This window comes from Paenarthrobacter sp. NPDC092416 (genome assembly GCF_044755025.1).
In the GTDB taxonomy this organism is placed as follows: domain Bacteria; phylum Actinomycetota; class Actinomycetes; order Actinomycetales; family Micrococcaceae; genus Arthrobacter.
The window spans coordinates 576826-593187 of sequence record NZ_JBIVQG010000001.1; the positions used below are offsets into that span (position 1 = coordinate 576826).

General features: G+C 63.2%; 20 protein-coding genes and 1 tRNA gene. 11 read left to right on the top strand and 10 right to left on the bottom strand.

Features of this window, described 5'->3' with window-relative positions:
* Positions 1 to 26 precede the first annotated feature (26 nt).
* A tRNA-Ala gene (locus tag ACIQC5_RS02545) sits at positions 27 to 99 on the top strand.
* 95 nt (positions 100 to 194) lie between these two features.
* On the opposite strand, the gene ACIQC5_RS02550 is transcribed toward ACIQC5_RS02545, so the two are convergent.
* Together ACIQC5_RS02550 and ACIQC5_RS02555 are read right to left on the bottom strand one after the other, a co-directional pair.
* Positions 195 to 470 carry a hypothetical protein gene (locus ACIQC5_RS02550; RefSeq protein ID WP_400278171.1) on the bottom strand — a complete coding sequence of 92 codons (276 nt, stop codon included), beginning with the start codon at positions 468 to 470 and terminating at the stop codon, positions 195 to 197.
* Positions 467 to 1447, bottom strand: a complete 981-nt coding sequence (locus ACIQC5_RS02555) for an ArsR family transcriptional regulator (protein ID WP_400278172.1) — start codon at positions 1445 to 1447, stop codon at positions 467 to 469. The genes ACIQC5_RS02550 and ACIQC5_RS02555 overlap by 4 nt, the downstream gene beginning before the upstream one ends.
* Positions 1448 to 1656: 209 nt before the next feature.
* Here ACIQC5_RS02555 and ACIQC5_RS02560 point away from each other — a divergent pair, with 209 nt between their 5' ends.
* The 6 genes from ACIQC5_RS02560 to ACIQC5_RS02585 all read left to right on the top strand — a co-directional run bounded on the left by ACIQC5_RS02560 (position 1657) and on the right by ACIQC5_RS02585 (position 4494).
* Positions 1657 to 2145, top strand: coding sequence for a DUF1801 domain-containing protein (locus tag ACIQC5_RS02560; RefSeq protein ID WP_400278173.1), 489 nt, complete (start codon positions 1657 to 1659; stop codon positions 2143 to 2145).
* A 61-nt stretch (positions 2146 to 2206) separates the two neighbouring features.
* Positions 2207 to 2557, top strand: coding sequence for a zinc ribbon domain-containing protein YjdM (locus ACIQC5_RS02565; RefSeq protein ID WP_400278175.1), 351 nt, complete (start codon positions 2207 to 2209; stop codon positions 2555 to 2557).
* A gap of 14 nt (positions 2558 to 2571) precedes the next feature.
* Positions 2572 to 3069, top strand: a complete 498-nt coding sequence (locus tag ACIQC5_RS02570) for a universal stress protein (RefSeq protein ID WP_400278177.1) — start codon at positions 2572 to 2574, stop codon at positions 3067 to 3069.
* Positions 3059 to 3541, top strand: coding sequence for a fluoride efflux transporter FluC (locus ACIQC5_RS02575; protein WP_400278179.1), 483 nt, complete (start codon positions 3059 to 3061; stop codon positions 3539 to 3541). The genes ACIQC5_RS02570 and ACIQC5_RS02575 overlap by 11 nt, the downstream gene beginning before the upstream one ends.
* Positions 3538 to 3909 (top strand): fluoride efflux transporter CrcB, encoded by a 372-nt coding sequence (crcB, locus tag ACIQC5_RS02580; protein ID WP_400278181.1) that lies wholly within the window; start codon positions 3538 to 3540, stop codon positions 3907 to 3909. The genes ACIQC5_RS02575 and crcB overlap by 4 nt, the downstream gene beginning before the upstream one ends.
* Positions 3910 to 3963: 54 nt before the next feature.
* Entirely contained in the window at positions 3964 to 4494 is a 531-nt protein-coding gene (locus ACIQC5_RS02585) for a ferritin (protein WP_400278183.1), read from the top strand.
* 37 nt (positions 4495 to 4531) lie between these two features.
* Here the strand turns inward: ACIQC5_RS02585 and zapE are convergent, their stop codons facing one another.
* From zapE to ACIQC5_RS02605, 4 genes are read right to left on the bottom strand one after another with little or no spacing between them, the layout of a single operon-like run.
* Positions 4532 to 5680: a cell division protein ZapE gene (gene zapE / locus ACIQC5_RS02590; protein ID WP_400278184.1), complete on the bottom strand. Its 1149-nt coding sequence runs from the start codon at positions 5678 to 5680 to the stop codon at positions 4532 to 4534.
* Positions 5677 to 6672: a magnesium/cobalt transporter CorA gene (corA, locus tag ACIQC5_RS02595; protein WP_400278186.1), complete on the bottom strand. Its 996-nt coding sequence runs from the start codon at positions 6670 to 6672 to the stop codon at positions 5677 to 5679. Before corA ends, zapE begins: the two co-directional genes overlap by 4 nt.
* A gap of 10 nt (positions 6673 to 6682) precedes the next feature.
* On the bottom strand, positions 6683 to 7108 hold the full coding sequence (locus tag ACIQC5_RS02600) for a DUF1761 domain-containing protein (protein ID WP_400278187.1): 426 nt from the start codon (positions 7106 to 7108) through the stop codon (positions 6683 to 6685).
* 20 nt (positions 7109 to 7128) lie between these two features.
* Positions 7129 to 7686 (bottom strand): Lrp/AsnC family transcriptional regulator, encoded by a 558-nt coding sequence (locus ACIQC5_RS02605; protein ID WP_400278189.1) that lies wholly within the window; start codon positions 7684 to 7686, stop codon positions 7129 to 7131.
* A gap of 159 nt (positions 7687 to 7845) precedes the next feature.
* Here ACIQC5_RS02605 and ACIQC5_RS02610 point away from each other — a divergent pair, with 159 nt between their 5' ends.
* Positions 7846 to 9081: an MFS transporter gene (locus tag ACIQC5_RS02610; RefSeq protein WP_400278190.1), complete on the top strand. Its 1236-nt coding sequence runs from the start codon at positions 7846 to 7848 to the stop codon at positions 9079 to 9081.
* Between the two features lie 45 nt (positions 9082 to 9126).
* Here the strand turns inward: ACIQC5_RS02610 and ACIQC5_RS02615 are convergent, their stop codons facing one another.
* Entirely contained in the window at positions 9127 to 9633 is a 507-nt protein-coding gene (locus ACIQC5_RS02615; protein WP_400278192.1) for an Lrp/AsnC family transcriptional regulator, read from the bottom strand.
* Between the two features lie 136 nt (positions 9634 to 9769).
* Between ACIQC5_RS02615 and ACIQC5_RS02620 the strand changes: the two genes are divergently transcribed.
* Positions 9770 to 10933, top strand: coding sequence for a trans-sulfuration enzyme family protein (locus tag ACIQC5_RS02620; protein ID WP_400278193.1), 1164 nt, complete (start codon positions 9770 to 9772; stop codon positions 10931 to 10933).
* Between the two features lie 18 nt (positions 10934 to 10951).
* Here ACIQC5_RS02620 and ACIQC5_RS02625 read toward each other — a convergent pair whose 3' ends face one another.
* On the bottom strand, positions 10952 to 12187 hold the full coding sequence (locus ACIQC5_RS02625; protein ID WP_400278194.1) for an MFS transporter: 1236 nt from the start codon (positions 12185 to 12187) through the stop codon (positions 10952 to 10954).
* Positions 12188 to 12306: 119 nt separating this feature from the next.
* On the opposite strand from ACIQC5_RS02625, the gene ACIQC5_RS02630 reads away from it, so the two are divergent.
* A complete protein-coding gene (locus ACIQC5_RS02630) occupies positions 12307 to 13281 on the top strand; it encodes a LysR substrate-binding domain-containing protein (RefSeq protein ID WP_400278195.1) in 975 nt (324 codons plus the stop codon).
* On the opposite strand, the gene ACIQC5_RS02635 is transcribed toward ACIQC5_RS02630, so the two are convergent.
* Positions 13256 to 14290, bottom strand: coding sequence for an NAD(P)H-dependent flavin oxidoreductase (locus ACIQC5_RS02635; protein ID WP_400278196.1), 1035 nt, complete (start codon positions 14288 to 14290; stop codon positions 13256 to 13258). The genes ACIQC5_RS02630 and ACIQC5_RS02635 overlap by 26 nt on opposite strands.
* A 41-nt stretch (positions 14291 to 14331) precedes the next feature.
* On the opposite strand from ACIQC5_RS02635, the gene ACIQC5_RS02640 reads away from it, so the two are divergent.
* Positions 14332 to 15267 carry an N-acetylglucosamine kinase gene (locus ACIQC5_RS02640; RefSeq protein WP_400278198.1) on the top strand — a complete coding sequence of 312 codons (936 nt, stop codon included), beginning with the start codon at positions 14332 to 14334 and terminating at the stop codon, positions 15265 to 15267.
* Between the two features lie 22 nt (positions 15268 to 15289).
* Here the strand turns inward: ACIQC5_RS02640 and ACIQC5_RS02645 are convergent, their stop codons facing one another.
* Positions 15290 to 16315: a pirin family protein gene (locus ACIQC5_RS02645; RefSeq protein WP_400278200.1), complete on the bottom strand. Its 1026-nt coding sequence runs from the start codon at positions 16313 to 16315 to the stop codon at positions 15290 to 15292.
* Positions 16316 to 16362 lie beyond the last annotated feature (47 nt).

Here is a 16362-nt window from a genome sequence, read left to right on the forward strand (position 1 = left end):
TGGCCGGGCCGCAAATGCCCGGTCCAGGGGCTATAGCTCAGTTGGTAGAGCGCTTCGTTCGCATCGAAGAGGTCAGGAGTTCGAATCTCCTTAGCTCCACAAAGTATGACGGGATTTCGACCCTGGCCGTTGGCGAATACGCAGGTTCGTAATCTCGACCCGAAGTTCCAAGCCAGCAAAAGGCAATGCCTTCATCACCGAAGTGCTCCACGGCCGCCCTGATCCAGAAGGCGCTCATGCAGCGCCTGGCCGGCGGCTGTGGCTCGCTGGATGCCAGCATCCGCATCCGCAGTACTTCGTTGCGTGGCAGCCTCCGTTGGGTAGACGTGCAAGAGCAGTTGGACCATGTGCCCGCCCACAATGCGATATTCGCCGAGGTCCAGGCCAGTAGCCGCGTCGGCGACGTCCGCCAGGGCCAGGTACCCAAGGTTTGCGGCGTTGGACGTGGAGATGACGTTGATGGTCTTCATCGGGCAGCCTTCGCAACGATGGCTTTGCGAAGGTGGTCAGCTGCCTCTTTGCTATCGACGGCGTCCCCGGCCGTGACATCCCGAAGCGTGACCAGTGGGTCGGCTAGCGGGATCCCCTCCGGACGGTGCGCCAGCGCCGCGGTGGCCCAGAGCGTGAAGTCTTCGGGGACGGTGGCGATAAGGGTTGCTTCGTCCGGGGCCGCGGGTGCGAAGCCGGCGTCGGTGAAGTCCACGGCCTCGCGGAGGTAGACGATGGCACTGCCCGGCAGTCGCCAAGGCGCGTAAAGGTCCGCTGCGGCGTCCCCAGAGACCAACGGCGACGCACCCAGCTCCTGGGCAAACTCTGCAGCCTTCTTGGCTTGCTCAGCTGTGGAGTCCAGCCCATACCAGTAGGATGTCACGCCACGTGGGCCGGGGTAATTGTCCAGTAACCACGCGACGATGGCGTCAACGTCATGAGCCTTCCAGCCCCAGCGGTCCCTCTCGACGAACGCCTCCAGCGTTCTTAGGTGTTTGTTCACGGCCGGCTGGCTGATGCCGGCCGCTGCAGCGAGCCCCGTCTGGGTTTGCGGCCCGTCCGCGAGGGCAAGAGCGCGCAGTAGCGCCCAGCGTCCCCAGGGTGCGCGCCCGTGGGTCTTCCCGGCGCTTTCAGCCGTACGGCGTGGTTCCAGACGCTGAACACCACCGATGATGACGGACACTGGTGCGATGGTGATGAGGTCAACCTTGCCGTGGAGCGCCGTTTCCGTGAGTCGCTCCGTTGGACGGAATGTGACGACGAGCGTCCGAAGCCCCCGTTCGAGAATGGTGTGCAGCTTGCTGGGGGTCGGGGGAGTACTGGCCAAGTAGACCTTCACCTCCCAAACCTTGTGGTCCGGAGCGGTCAGCGACAGTGCGTCAAGATTGCCACCAGTGATCCGCACGTCAGCTTCTCGCAACAGCAGCATTGCCTGCGAGAGGATCACATCCTGTTCCATCGGTCCATCCATAACCTAGGCTTTGTTGTCAAATAGCCATAGCTGGAAAATCCTGACTTAGGTTATAAGCCTTCCAACAAGGGCTGTCGACGTGCAACCTTGGGGTCCACGTTCCTCTTGTTCCTGGTCGCATCGCGATGTGGCCCTCGGTTTCCAGCTACAGCTTCAATGCGCGCCAATGTCGCGACGCGAAAGGGATAATACTTTCCATGACCAGCGGGGACATCGGTAAGGGGCAAGTCCAAAAGTCGGCCACCGAGGCACCTGTCGACGCCACCTTCGCGTTGCCGGAAGCCATGACGGGCAGGGCAAGCCCGGCCAAAGCGGCGGTTGGCGACAAGCCGGTCTTCGCCTACCTTGCCAGCCTTCCGCAGCCGCAACGTGGGATCGCCGAGGCGGTAGATGCACTGGCAGCCAAGACGCTGCCTCAGCTGCAGCGTTCAGTGAAATGGGGCATGGCGTACTACGGCGTGGGCGATGGCTGGTGCTTCAGTTCCGGCGGTTTTACCGGCCACGTCAAGCTCATGTTCATCAATGGCGCTGCGCTCGAGCCGGTACCGCCGGTGACACCGGTGGGGATGGGCAAGTCGACGCGGGGCGTGGAGCTCGAATCCTTGGAGGACATCGACGAACTCCGGATCGCGGCCTGGATGAAACAGGTCACGTCGGTTCCGGGTGTTGGGGGCAAGAAACGCTGAGCCCGAGCTCCGTGACTGGACACACCGTCGCCGAACAGCTCAACCCATCTAGAATTACCCTGTGACCGACACCCTGCCTCCGTGCCCCGAATGTTCCAGCGAATACACCTACGAAATGGGCGCGCTGCTGGTGTGCCCCGAGTGCGCCCACGAATGGTCCCCTGCGCAAGACGAAGGAGCGGATCCCCAGGAGCAGCTCATCAAGGACGCCGTGGGTAACGTCCTCACCGATGGCGACACCGTCACGGTAGTAAAGGACCTCAAGGTCAAGGGCAGCGCCACCTCCATCAAAGTGGGTACCAAGGTTCGCAACATCCGTCTCGTCAACGGCGTGGGTGACCATGACATCGACTGCAAAGTGGACGGATTCGGACCCATGCAGCTCAAGTCCAGCGTCGTCAAGAAAGTCTGATAGAAGGGCCACACGTGACCGGATCGTCAGCTCTGACAGGCCCAATCGTGGTCGGCGTCGTGCCCGGACAGCTGCCCGTCGTCGTCGAACAGGCCGCGCACGTGGCGCTCAGCGTGGGGCTTTCCCTTGTCTGCGCCTATGTGGACGTGACCGTGTATCCGGTGGACGGTACCAGCGGGGGATTGTCCGCGCCCATCGACCCCGATGGCGTTGATGAGGACGACCAGGACATCCCGGAATCGCTGCGTGAGTCCATCCGCAAGCAGCTCGCCGGTCTCGGCGTCGACTGGTCAGTTGTGACGCTGGTCGGAGAACCAGCCCATGCTTTGGCCCGCGAGGCCGATGTCATTGGCGCCTCGATGATCGTTGTTGGTTCGCGCAAGAACCGTCTCGGCTCCACCATGAAGGAGCTGATGGGAGGCTCGATCGCCCGCCAACTGTGCCACCGTCAAGACCGGCCCGTCCTGGTCATACCGGTTGATCCGCGTATCCCGGACGACGATGACGACTGAGGATAAGAAGCCCGTCCACCTGCACTGGGGATTCATCGGATGGGTGGCCGCGGGAGGCGTCTTTGGTGCTCTGTCGCGGTACGGCCTGGGGCTCGTGATTCCCTCGCCCGGCGCGTGGCCTCTGGCGACGCTCCTCATCAACGTGTCTGGCGCCCTGGCGTTGGGCGCCTTGCTGGAGGGTCTTTCCCGCAGAGGGCCCGACGTCGGCAGTCGCCGGGTGGTGAGGCTCGCCCTTGGTACTGGGTTCTTGGGTGCGTACACCACGTACAGCACGCTGGCGTTGGACGCCGTGCACTTGATTGCAGGAGGCATGGCACCGGCCGCTGCGGCCTATTTGGGAGCAAGCCTGTTGGGCGGTGCAGCGGCGACGATCGTGGGTATCTGGCTGGGTGCCCGCCAGTACAAGCGCGCGGTCGGACAGGAGCCCGGAATGTCCCCAGCGGATTCTGTGGGCGGACGGCAGGCGCCATGACCGTCGTGCTGCTTGCTGTCGCCGGTGGACTGGGTGCCGCGGTGCGTTTCGTCGTCGACGGGCTCATCCGTGCAAAGTTCAAAACTGCCATGCCATGGGCCACGATCATGATCAATGTTTCGGGCTCCCTGATTCTGGGATTCCTGGCTGGACTCGTCATGCGAGGCCATGCGCCGGAAGCGTTGCAGCTCATCCTGGGCACCGGGTTCCTGGGCGGCTATACAACGTTCAGCACCGCCAGCCTCGAGACCATTCGGCTCGTTCAGAGCGGCAGGACAGGCCTTGCGCTTCTCAACGGCCTGGGGTCCATGGTGGCCAGCGTTCTGGCTGCTGCGGCAGGTGTGTGGATTGGCTTCCTGGCGGCCTGACGAGTGGCGGACTTCACTCTCAAAAGTGTCCTTGTCCGCCTGTAGGATCGGGGCATGGCTAAGAAGACATTCAATGAGTTGTTGTCCGCCCAGGTTGCCAACGAGTTTGCGGCCTCCCAGCAGTACATCGCCGTCGCCGTGTACTTCGACGGCGAAGACTTGCCGCAGTTGGCCCGGCATTTCTACCGCCAATCCCTTGAAGAGCGCAACCACGCCATGATGATGGTCCAGTACATGTTGGATCGGAACGTGCACGTGGAGATCCCGGGCATCGCGCCGGTCCGCAACAACTTCACCAACGCCAAGGAACCCATTGAACTGGCCTTGGAGCAGGAAAAGGAAGTCACCAGGAACATCGAGGAAATGTTCCGGGTAGCCCGCGCTGAGGGCGACGCTTTGGGCGAACAGTTCATGCTGTGGTTCCTGAAGGAACAGGTCGAGGAAGTTGCCTCCATGACCACGCTCCTGAACATCACGGAACGTGCTGAGAACCTGTTCGACATCGAGAACTACGTTGCCCGCGAAAGCGTCGGAGACGGCGGCACCGATGCCAGTGCACCACCCACCGCCGGCGGCGCCATCTAGTACCCCCGCCTTTATTCGACCCGGGGTCGCCGGAGCATCAACTTCCGGCGACCTCGTCGTTTGCTTCAGCTTCGTCGGACGCCGCCCGGCCCAACAACGACAAGCGGCTGGCGATGCGGTCCATGTCCACCGGGCGGGTTTCGGCAGGGCCGGCAACGTCCCATTCCATTGGGCCCGCGCCGATCAGGAACAAGGTGACGTCTTGGTCGTACAGGACGTCAACAACATTGCTGAATCGTTGCCAGGCGGGCGCAGAGGCAGACCCGTCAGTGCTTGGGGATGGGACGTCGTCGATCACCCATGTCCTGTATGCGTCGGCCAGCGCCAGAAAGTCGGAGGTGGCAGTCAATCCGCCGCACAATTCTGCAAAACCAACCCAGAGAAGGTCCGGGTCCGCGTTCTTGACCACGATCGGTTGCGTTGTTGGTGTCAGGACGTGCCCTTGTGAAGCCGTGGGGCGAAACAGGCCCAACCGGCCAAGTTGCCTGGATGTTCCCGGGGTGATGATGCGTCCGGAGCGAAAAGCCGGTCCGGATTCGTCCGGGACGGCTCCGGCAACGGGGAAGCGTCGGAAGTCCGAAGGGCCGTTGATTTCGACGATGTCCATCATTTCCTTGATGGCAGCAATTGTTGGCACAAAATGGTCGTGCCACAAGGGATTGGGCAGGAGCTGGTCGGGCGCATAGTTGGATGTGACCACCAGCGGAATACGGCGCTGGGCGGCCGTCCGGAGGAGCCGGGCGATGAACATGCCATCGCCAACGTCGTGGACGTGGAACTCGTCGAAGAACAGGACATCGATATCGCTGAGGAGGGCATCCACTGAGTTTTGGATGGCTGTCCCGTCGCCAGCAGGCGCATGCGTGCCTGCATGCAGCTTCCGGAAGAAGTCATGGAAGTGCACCCGCCGCTTCCTCGCGCGCAGCCTCCTGAAAAAACTGTCCATGAGCCAGGTCTTGCCTCGTCCCACAGGTCCATGAAGGTAGATGCTTCGTGGTGTCCTGCGGGGAAGCGCAAGACGGCGGGTGGTGACCGCCGCGCCGAACGCCGCCAAGTGCTCGGCTGCTTTGCGCTGGCTTGGCTCAAGCTCAAAACCTGACCGTCCGGCGTCGTGCGCCATTCCCTTGGCCAGAACCCGGGCGGCCTCCCGCGCAATGCGCGAGCGCGGCGAAAGGGCAGGGGTCACAGCCAGCCCTTGCGCTTGAAGATGACGTACATGAGCAGCGCGGCGCCGAACATCAACCCAACGGCCAGGGGATAGCCAAAAGCCCAATGAAGCTCAGGCATATGGTCGAAGTTCATTCCATAGACGCCCGCCACGAACGACGGCGCGAAGAAGATGGCTGCCCAAGAGGAGATCTTCTTCACTTGCTCGTTTTGTGCAGCGCTGGCTTCATTCATTCGATTTGCGGTCAGTGTGCCGTCCAGCGTCAGGGCATTCTGCAGGAGGTCGCGGAAGGCGTTGGCCCGCGAGATGAGGTGCTGGACGTGGTCTTCGACGTCGCGGAGGGAACGCTGGAGTTCGATATCAACGCCATACTTCTCAAAACCGCGCTCCAGTTGGTTGATCATGTCCGGCAGCGGGTGGATGGCTCGCTGGAATTGGATGACCTCACGGGCGAGTTCATAGATGCGCCGGGACACTGCCGAGTCGCCGCTGAAGAGCTGGTCCTCGATCTCGTCGATGTCGTTCTCGAGCCCGGCAACTACAGGCGCGTAGTCGTCCACCACCTGGTCCAGCAGCGCATACAGAACGGCTTCCGGTCCGTGACACAGCAGGTCCGGACGCCCTTCCAAGCGGTGGCGGACGCGGGCGACGCCGGCAGTTTCGGCATGCCGGATGGTCACGACGAAGTTTGGCCCGGTAAAGACGTGCAGTTCGCCGAACTCCACTGTTTCGGTGTCGTCGAGATACCGGGCGGGGCGGAGCACCGTAAAGAGGTTGTTGTCGTACCGTTCCAGTTTGGGGCGCTGGTGTGCCGAGACGGCGTCTTCCACGGCAAGTTCGTGGAGGCCGAATTCCGCTGCCACGGCGGCCATCTCGTCCTGCGTGGGCCGGTACAGGCCGATCCACGCCATGCCGCCATGCTCCGCCAGCGTCTCGAACGTTTGCTCAAGGTTGTGTGGAGTAGCGGTTCGGACGCCCTCGACGTAGACGGCGTTATCGATGATGGTCACGGTCTGAACGCTACTGCATGGCCCCGATGATGACGCCCGCAACGGTCATGGCAATGATGTCGTGGCCGGAGTCGATCAACGTCACCGCGGACGGGCGCCCGGCGAAACCATTGTGGATGACATGTCCGCCGGAGCGGAACACCACTGAAAGGACCAAAGCGAACAGTCCGCCTGCGAGGAATGTATTGAGCCCCAGAGCGCTGATGAGGACGGCCAGAAGGATGCTGGTCAGGGCTGCGGCCACCATCATGGGAATCCAGATTCCGGCTCCGCCATCAATGTTCTTGAGGTCGTCCTCGGTCTTGCCGATCGCCTCCATCCACTTGCGTCCCAGGACTGCCGGCATGTACCAAACAAACCCGATCACCATGCTGGAAACGAAAGCCAGAACAACGGCGAGCCAGTTGATCTGCGAAATGTGAGAGAGCCAATCCATGCTCAAAATCCTAGTCGTGTTCATTCTCCGGACCTGGAGTTCGGCTCCTCGTGCTTGCCGCGTGTTGGCGCTGATGGTGCTCGGCCAAGCGGCGCAGCTGCCATCCGGCTGATCAGCGGCTCGGTGCGGTAAGGGATATGCGTGTGGAGGGCCAACACGGTCTCGGTTCGGATGACCCCTTTGGTCCGGAGGACGGATCTTAGTGCGGACTGAAGGTTATGGGTGTCCGTTGCCACCACGCGGCACCAGAGGTCGCCACGGCCGGAGATTTCGTGGACCTCCAAGACCTGCGGAATGAGACGCAAGGCGCCAATGACGCCGTCGAGTTCGCGGTGGGTGACTTCAATGGTGACGAAAGCGACGACGTCGTACCCCACCTTTTCAAGGTCCACCTCGCGTCCGGCTGCCTGAAGTACGCCCGAGCGCTGCAGGCGCTTGACGCGACTTTGGGCGGTGTTACGTGCTATCCCGAGGGCGTCGCTGAGCTCGGCTATCTGGATGCGCGGGTCCTTGATGAGTTCGAGCAGGATCTTCAAGTCCATGGGGTCCAGGGTGTTCAAATGGTCACTCACACTCATTCTGATGGATCGACTTTGAGTATTTAGCTCAATCTTCCCATTGATTTCTCTCTTTCAGCGCAGTCGTCTTGCATTCTATTGCCATCAATACTTTGGCCAAGGGTTGCTCCATCCCATAAGGAAGCAGCAGTGCGCGGCCACCGAGTCAAAGGCATGGAAATGACTGTCTTGAGCGAACTCCGCATGCGACCGGCCACCGCCGCCCGCTGGGGTTGGGATGCATCAACCACGGCGAGGCTCGTCCTGGCCGGTGTCGTGATCTTCACGCTGCTGGTGGGGGCGAACCTGGCAACTCCGCTCTACCCGCTCCTGCAAATGCAGCTGGGTTTGTCGTCGTTGGATGTGACGGTGGCGTTCTCGAGCTACGTTTTGGCTTTGGTGGCCGTCCTCATGGTTGCCGGCCACTGGTCGGACCACATTGGCCGCCGGGCCGCACTGGTGCTCGCCGTGGTTGTCGGCCTGGTGGGTGGCATGGTGTTCGCCGCCGGTGACAGCCTGTTCTCCCTCTCCCTCGGCAGGGCATTGCAAGGTGTAGCCGTGGGATTGGCTACCGGGGCCAGTTCCGCTGCGCTCCGGGAATTGCTGCCCCAACGCCCGGACTGGGCTTCCCGCTTCACGCTCCTGTCGTCGGCCGGGGGAGTGGCCGCCGGGCCGGCTATCGGCGGGCTCCTGTCCCTTTTGCCCGATCCCACCAGGGCTCCGTACTACGTTCATTCCGCGGTGCTCTTGGCGACGCTGATCCCGCTGTGGCTCCTCAAAGCCAGGCCCGCGATCCTTCCAGCGGACGGCCCCCGTCCGCTCAAGATGCTGGCGCCGAGGAGGCCCTCCATCGCCGGCCACGCCAGGGGCGCCTTCTGGATGGCTGCAGCCACCGGCTTCCTCAGCTTTGCCGTGTTCGGTTTCTGTCTGTCGCTTGCGCCCGGATACTTCGCCACAGTGGTGCACGCCGATTCCAGGCCACTCATCGGCGTGCTGGCCGGGCTTACACTGGGGGCGTCCGCCCTGAGCCAATTGCTGGGTGTCCGTGGACGGTTCGTTGTCCCCGTGGCGTTGATCGTCCTGGGTATCTCCGTAGTGATGGTCGGAGCAGCCGCAGCCTGGTCCAGCCCCTGGCTTCTGGTGACCGCCGGCCTTGCGGCGGGCGTGGGTCAAGGGCTTGCCTTCCGCCAGGTCTTTAATGATGTGGCTGGAAAAGTTGAAGCGGCCCGCCACGCGCAGGTGATCAGCACGGTGTACGTCATTACGTATCTGGGAAGTGCTGTTCCCGTGATTGGCTTGGGGCTTGCCGTTTCGACGCTGGGTTTGGGGAACGCCGTCGTCGGCTTCACGCTGCTGTGCGGTGTCGCGGCCCTTGTGCTGGCCGCAGTGTCGCTCCGCAGCGCGCTGCGGAGCTGAGCGTCGCCGGAGCCGCTGGTGGGGGAACCGGCAAAGCCGGCCTGGCTACTCCGGCAACGGGCCCCGGTTGCCGGGGATGTGCTGGAAGACCATGGTGGTCTCGGTGTGCCCCACCACGGGATCCGTGGCGAGGTTGTCCAGCAGCCAGTTGCGGAGGTCGTCCGTGTTGGCCACTGCAATGTGCAAGAGGTAGTCCACGGAGCCAGTGGTGTGGAACGTGGAGATCACCGCAGGAAGCTTGGGGACCCGGGCGGTAAAGCGGTCGATTTGGTCGCGGTCATGGGCGCGGAGCCGGACTGCGATGAGCGCCTGAACGGACCGGCCGATAGCCGGCAAGCTCAAGACGGCTTCGAAGCCTTCGATGATGCCGCGTTCCGAGAGCGCCCTCGTACGCATGAGCGCCGTGGAAGGTGCGATGCCTACAAGCTCGGCCAACTGTTTATTGGAGATGCGTGCGTCGTCCACCAATGCCGCCAGGATCCGCTCATCGATGGCGTCCAGCGGCTCGGCGCTGCCCGCGTTTGGCCGAACATTCTTCGTAGGGTTGCTCACGGATCCTCCTGAAATTGCCGTCTGTTCATCATAATCTCTGAAATCTGGACAATCCATTCATCACGTCTATGCCTTCCCGAATTATTGCCAGATACTGACCGGATTCAACGGTGAATAATTTCTTTAGAGGAGAGCAGTGACCACCTTCGATACGCTCGCAGTCCACGCTGGCCGGGATGGCCTCACGGAGCAGGGAATCCACGCAGTTCCGATCGATCTTTCCACTACGTCGCCGCTCACTTCGGTCCACGAAGGTGGCCTGGCTTATGAGCAGATGGCCACAGGTGGCGTCCCCTTGCAAGGTCAAAGCTCCGTGTATCAGCGACTCTGGAATCCCACGGTGGCGCGCTTCGAAGACGGCGTCGCGGCACTCGAAGGCGCCGAACATGCAGTCGCCTTCGCCACCGGGATGGCTGCCTTGAGTGCCGTGCTCCTGGCCATGAAGTCCTCCGGCAAGGGCCATGTTGTGGCCGTCCGACCCCTCTACGGCGGGACTGACCATGTGCTCGAATCGGGCCTGCTGGGAACCGAAACGACGTTCGCCACTGCCGAAGGCGTCCATGCAGCCATCCGCCCGGATACCGGCTTGGTAGTGGTGGAGACACCGGCCAACCCAAGCCTGGAACTGGTGGACCTCGCTCGGCTCGTATGCGACGCCGGAGGGGTTCCAGTCATGGTGGACAACACCTTTGCTACGCCCGTGCTGCAGCGGCCGTTGCGGCATGGTGCCGCGTTGGTGCTTCACAGCGCCACAAAGTTCCTGGGCGGACACGGTGATGCCATGGGAGGCGTCGTGGCCACGAATTCAGAGTGGGCCAGCCGGCTCAGAAGGGTCCGGGCTGTCACTGGCGGGATCCTGACTCCGTGGCCGGCTTACCTGCTGCACCGCGGCCTGGCAACGCTGCCCATCCGCGTGCGGGCACAACAGGACACTGCGCACAAGGTCGCTTCGGCACTCGCCAGCCATGAGTTGGTGACGAAGGTCTACTATCCGGGTCTTCCGGAATGTGATCAGCTGGGACTCGTTGGCACGCAGATGTCAGGACCAGGATCTCTGATGGCTTTCGACCTCGCCTCTGCAGACCACGCGGAGCGCGTCCCGGCCGCGGTCCGCCTTATGACGCACGCGGTCTCGCTGGGCGGCATCGACACCCTGATCCAACACCCGGCAGGGCTGACGCATCGTCCCGTTGCTGATCACGCCAAGCCGCACGCCTGGATGCTGCGCCTGTCCATCGGGCTCGAAGACGCCGCGGATTTGGTGGCCGACCTGACGCAGGCCATCGAGTCCACCCGCTAGCAGCCGGCGCAGCGCCAGTTAGCTGGCGCTGCGCCTTGGCCGGTGGTGTACGACGGCGGTAACGGCCGCCGTCGTACAGGCCAGCCCGATCACGCTCCACGCCAGTGCCGGCCAGCCGAGTGCCTGGAAAGCCAGGCCGCCTGCCCACCCGATGACGCTGGAACCGAGGTAGTAGGACAGGTTGTAGAGGGAAGCGGCTTGGGCTCTGCCGGTGGTGGCGATCGCACCCGTCCATCCGGATCCGACGCTGTGGGCTGCGAAGAAGCCACCCGTAAAAATGACGAGTCCCACGAGAATGGCAATGAGGTTGTCCACGAGGGTGAGGGCCAGTCCGGCGGACATGATTCCGATTCCCGCGAGAAGGACGTTAAGGCGACCAAACTTTATGGTCAGCCCCGCGCCCCATCGTGAGCTCACTGTTCCGGAGAGATAGGCCAGGAAGATCAGGCTCACCAGGGTTGCCGGCAGTCCGAATGGTTCGGCGTGCAGGCGGAAGCCCAAGTAGTTGTAGACGGCCACGAAGCCGCCCATGAGCAGGAACGCCTGGAGATACAAAGCAACAAGCTTGGGGTTGGTGGAGTGACCGCGGAGTGTGCCGAGCGCTGCTCGGAAACCCAAAGCCGGGGCGGGGCTGAAGCGGCGCTGCTTGGGGACGAGCACCAGGAAGAGGACCGCCGAAACGGCTGCCAACAACGAGACCGCCAGCGCTGCTGCACGCCAACCCCAAAGTTCGCCCACAGGTCCTGCCACCAGACGGCCTGCGAGTCCGCCCAGCGTTGTTCCTGCAACGTAACTCCCGGCCGCAAGTGCTGTGTGGATCTTGGTGACTTCCTCGTTCAAATACGCAATGGCGATCGCAGGAATCCCGCCCAATGCCATGCCCTCCAGTGCGCGAAGGCCGAGCAGGAGCGGAACCGAGGGCGCCATTGGCACGAGCAATCCCAAGACGGTCGCGGCGGCAATCCCGATGGTCATCGCCCGCACGCGGCCGATCCTGTCGGCGACGAACGACCACGGCAGGACCGTGACAGCCAGCCCCACAGTGGCGAGGGAGATGCTCAAGGCGGCTTCAGCGGCGGAGATCCCGAGGTCCGAGGCCATCAGTGGCAGGACCGCCTGGGTGGAATACAACTGGGCAAAGGTGGCGACGCCGGCCAAGGCCAGCGCGGCGAGCACACGGCTGTAACCGCTGGATCCCTTGACGTGCCCGTTCCAGGCTGTCGCGTCATTGCCGATCGGAAGTGCTTTGCTCACAGGCCCCACCATAGGTCGGCAACCAAACCACTTTCCAATGCATGATTTAGTTTGGATTGATGCACTTGTGCATAAGTCAGGTGCACACTGCATCAGGACGCACCACAACAGGAGGGCACATGGAACCGGATCACCAACAACTCGTTCAGTTGCTCCCGCTCCTGCCCGTATTGGCTGAGCTTGGCCGGACAGAGCACATGACGGAGACTGCGGAGATTCTCGGCGTCCCGCAGTCCACGGTGAGCCGCGCAGTAGCCAGGGCCGCAGCCATCGTGGGCATGGAATTGCTGGTGCGTGATGGGCGGGGCATCAGGCTGACGCCGGCCGCCAAAACGCTGCTGCCGTACATTGAGGCCGCGCTGCAGGATTTCCAGGCCGGGCTGGACCGGGTCCGGCACGAATCCGACGTCGTCCGGGGACGCATCGGCGTTTCGTTTCAACACACGTTCGGCGAGGCCACTCTTCCGTTGCTGATCAGTGCATTCCGTGGTCGTTACCCGCACACGGTTTTCACCCTTCGCCAAGGTCCACGCGACGATTGCCTGGAGGAGTTGGCCGCTGGTGACACCGACTTCGCCTTGACTGCACCTGTAGCGCCCGAAGGCAGAGGTATTCGCTCGTGGCCCCTCTACCGTGAGCCACTGCGTGCGGTTCTGCACTACCGGCACCCCCTTGCGGGGCGATCCAGCGTGCACTTGTCCGAGCTGCGGCAAGATCCCTATGTCACCCTGCCTGCCGGTGTTGGGCTGCGGGCACTGGGTGAGGCGCTCCTGCGGGAGGCAGGTTTCCGTCCAAGGACAGCCTTCGAAGTCCAGGAAACCACCACCGTCCGGGGGCTCGTCTCAGCAGGTCTGGGGTTCAGCATCCTGCCGCCGGCCGGTCCGGGTGCCGGCACCGGCCAATTTCTTCCGGAGACCGAACTGGGCCTCGTTGAAGTCGCCATCGAGTCAGATCTGGCTTTCCGGCAGATCGGCATCGCATGGCGGGACCGCACCTTTGAGCCCGACGCCGTTCGGCTGTTCCGCGAAATGGTGGTGTCCGATGGCGAGGAACTCCTGGCGGAGCTGGTCAGAGCCCGCTCAGGTACGCCCTAACCACGTCCTTGGCGGATCCGTCCGTCGCTGTTTTCCAGCCCGTGCCAGCCCAGAGATTCAGTCGTTCAGGATCGCCTGCTGCCGAAGCCGCTGCCCGAATGGGAGCTGTCAGGTGGTGGATGGCCGGGTACCCCTCAGGTGCTTCCCCATGATCGCTCACAAACTCGTTCACCAAGGATCGGGCGAACCGGCCCGTGAACGCCCGTGTCATCGCAGTCGACGTGAAGCGGGGGCTGCCGAGAGCATCTTTGTGGGCCTGACGCGCCCCACTTTCGGTGGTTCGCACGAAGGCCGTGCCTACTTGTGCGGCGATCGCTCCCGCGGCCAGAACCTCTTGAAGCGCCGAGCTGTCCATGATGGCTCCCGCGGCTATCAGCGGAAGCCCGACGGCGGTGCGCACCTGGGCGACCAGCTCCGCCGTCGTGCGTGGTGCTTCGGCTCCGCTTGATGCGAGCCCCGACAGGAAAGCAGCTGTGTGACCACCAGCGGACTGGTGCTGCACTGCGAGGGCGTCCACGCCTTCCTCTGCGGCCGCCATTGCTTCAGGAACAGTCGTGACACTGCTGATGACGGTGCTCCCGGCCTTCTGGAGGGCCCGCACCACGGATGGTCCCGGGAGCCCGAAGGCGAAGCTGACGAACTCCACAGGATCTGCCAGCAGGGCATCGATCTTGTCCTGCCAGGCGTCGTCGTCATCCACACGGAGTGCTGGCAATGCCACGCCGTAGCGCGCGGCTTCCGGTTCAAGCTCGTTTCGGTATGCCTCAAGGGCCGGCGGCGAGCTGCGGCTGAGCTGATCGGGGTCTGGAACGAAGACGTTCATGCCGAAACGGATGCCTGTTGCCCGGGTTGCCTTGATTTCAGCGGACATCGCCTCCGGCGTCTTGTAGCCGGCCGCCAGGAATCCCAAACCACCTGCGTTGTGTACGGCCTCAACCAGTGCGGTGGTTGAGGTTCCGCCTGCCATCGGTGCCGCGATCAGTGGTGTGTCGAACAGGGGGTGGGACATGCGTAGTTCCTCCTCAAGACGGTGCAAGCTAGTCTTTCACGGTGAACAATGTTGACCTTCCCAAACATTCCCCATCAGCTTCCGGAGCCCTTCGCCTGACGGTCATTGGCTTGGACATCGGGGGCACCAAGACCCGTGGCGTCCGGTTCGAGGACGGTATCCCCGTGCGGGATGAAAGTTCGGGCAGCGCCAACGTCCAGAACGTGAGCCGGGAAGTGGCAATTGCCAACCTCGCCGAACTGTTCGCAAAGATCGGCGGCGGCCACATCGATGAGGTGTACGCCGGGGCTGGTGGCATCGACACTGATGAGGATGCTCAGGCGCTCGCCGACCTCATTGCTCCGCACGTTCCGGGAGCGAAGATCACGGTGGTTCATGACTCCCGGCTGCTGCTGGCCGCGGGCGGAGCGAGCACGGGCGTAGCCGTGATTGCCGGAACCGGCTCGGCTGCGTGGGGCAAGAACGACGCCGGCGAGGAAGCCCGTGCGGGCGGTTGGGGGTACCTCCTGGGAGATGAAGGCAGCGGCTACTGGCTTGGCCGGGAGGCAGTGCGTCACAGCTTGCGCCGCATGAACCAGGGACTTGAACCGGACGAACTCAGCCGTGCCCTGTTGGACTCCTGCGGAGTGGACGGTCCGGACAAGCTCATAGCCCTCTTCCACTCACCGGACACAGGCCGCCGGTACTGGGCGCAGCGAGCACGGCTGGTGGTCGAAGCAGCAGACGCCGGCGACCCCATCAGCGCCGCACTGGTGGATCAAGCCGGCCGGGACTTGGCTGACTTGGCCGAACAGGCTGTTCGCCAATTGGGCTTGGACGGTCCTGTGATCCTCGGCAGCGGTCTGGGCATGAACGTTCCGCGGCTCCAGGAGGCCTTCAAAGCCAGACTTGCAGAAGGAGGCATAGTGGACGTACGGATCCTGCAGCAGGATCCCGTGTTCGGTGTACCTCGGCTCGTGGCCGAACAGCGGGGTTAGGCCAACCAGCGGCGGTATTTGGCTAGCCCCGCGTTCGCGGCCGCAGCTTGACTCCGGGCAGGGGCGGCGCGGGGATGCGTCCGGCTTCAGGGCCAGCATCCGGTCCGTGTCCTTTGATGAATCCGAAACGTGAGGCGGCCGCAGCGTCGTCGTCGAGCAGGCCCTGGGCCTCCCATTCCTCGCGGGCCTCTTCCACTTCCTCGTGTGTCCGCCCCACGAAGTTCCACCACATGAGGAGGTCTTCCTCGAACGGTTGACCGCCCAACAGCAAGAAGCGTGTGTCCGGAACCGCGTGTACGGTCAGTGAAGTCCGTCCGGCGCCCAGGTATGCCAGTGGCCCGGGTCCGATGTCTTCGCCATCGATGACCACGCCAGCGTCCAGCACCAGGACGGCGTGCTCAAAATCCTCCCGCAAGGGCAGTTCGAGCGTTCCTGAACCGCTGATTTCAGCGCCAACGATCGGGCTGAACATCGTGGCGGGGGAGCGCTGACCGGCGAATTCTCCCACCATGACCGTGGCGCTGAATCCGTCGCCCGTGACTACGGGCAGATTCCTGTGTTGCTCGAAGGAAGGCTCCCGGTGACGGTGTTCGTCGGTGAGCGCAACCCATAACTGGAGCCCTCGCGAGACGGGGATCTCCTCTACTAACTCGGCCGATCCGTTGGTGGCCGGCAAGACCGAAAACTCAGAGTGGGAGATCCCGCGCCCTGCTGTCATGATGTTCAGTTCGCCCGGACGGACCACAACGTCGCTGCCAACACTGTCGCGGTGCCGGACAGCTCCCTCCAGCGGCCAGGTGACGGTTTGGAGGCCGGCGTGGGGATGCGGGAGGACGCTCATTGCCACGCGGTCGGGGCCAAAACTGTCAAGGAAGCACCAAGCTCCGACTGTCGGCAGCCCCCGCTGGGGAAGGGTTCGGAACACGTTCATGGCCCTGACTCCGCCAAGCGGTACCTCGCGTGCCGGCCATAGCTGGACGCACGGCCCCTGGCCGAGATGGCCGGCAGGGCAGACTTCTTGGGCCGGGGAGGTATCCAAATTGGTCATGTGAACATCACCTGTGCATAAATGTTGGAAATTGAGCTAATCTGTTC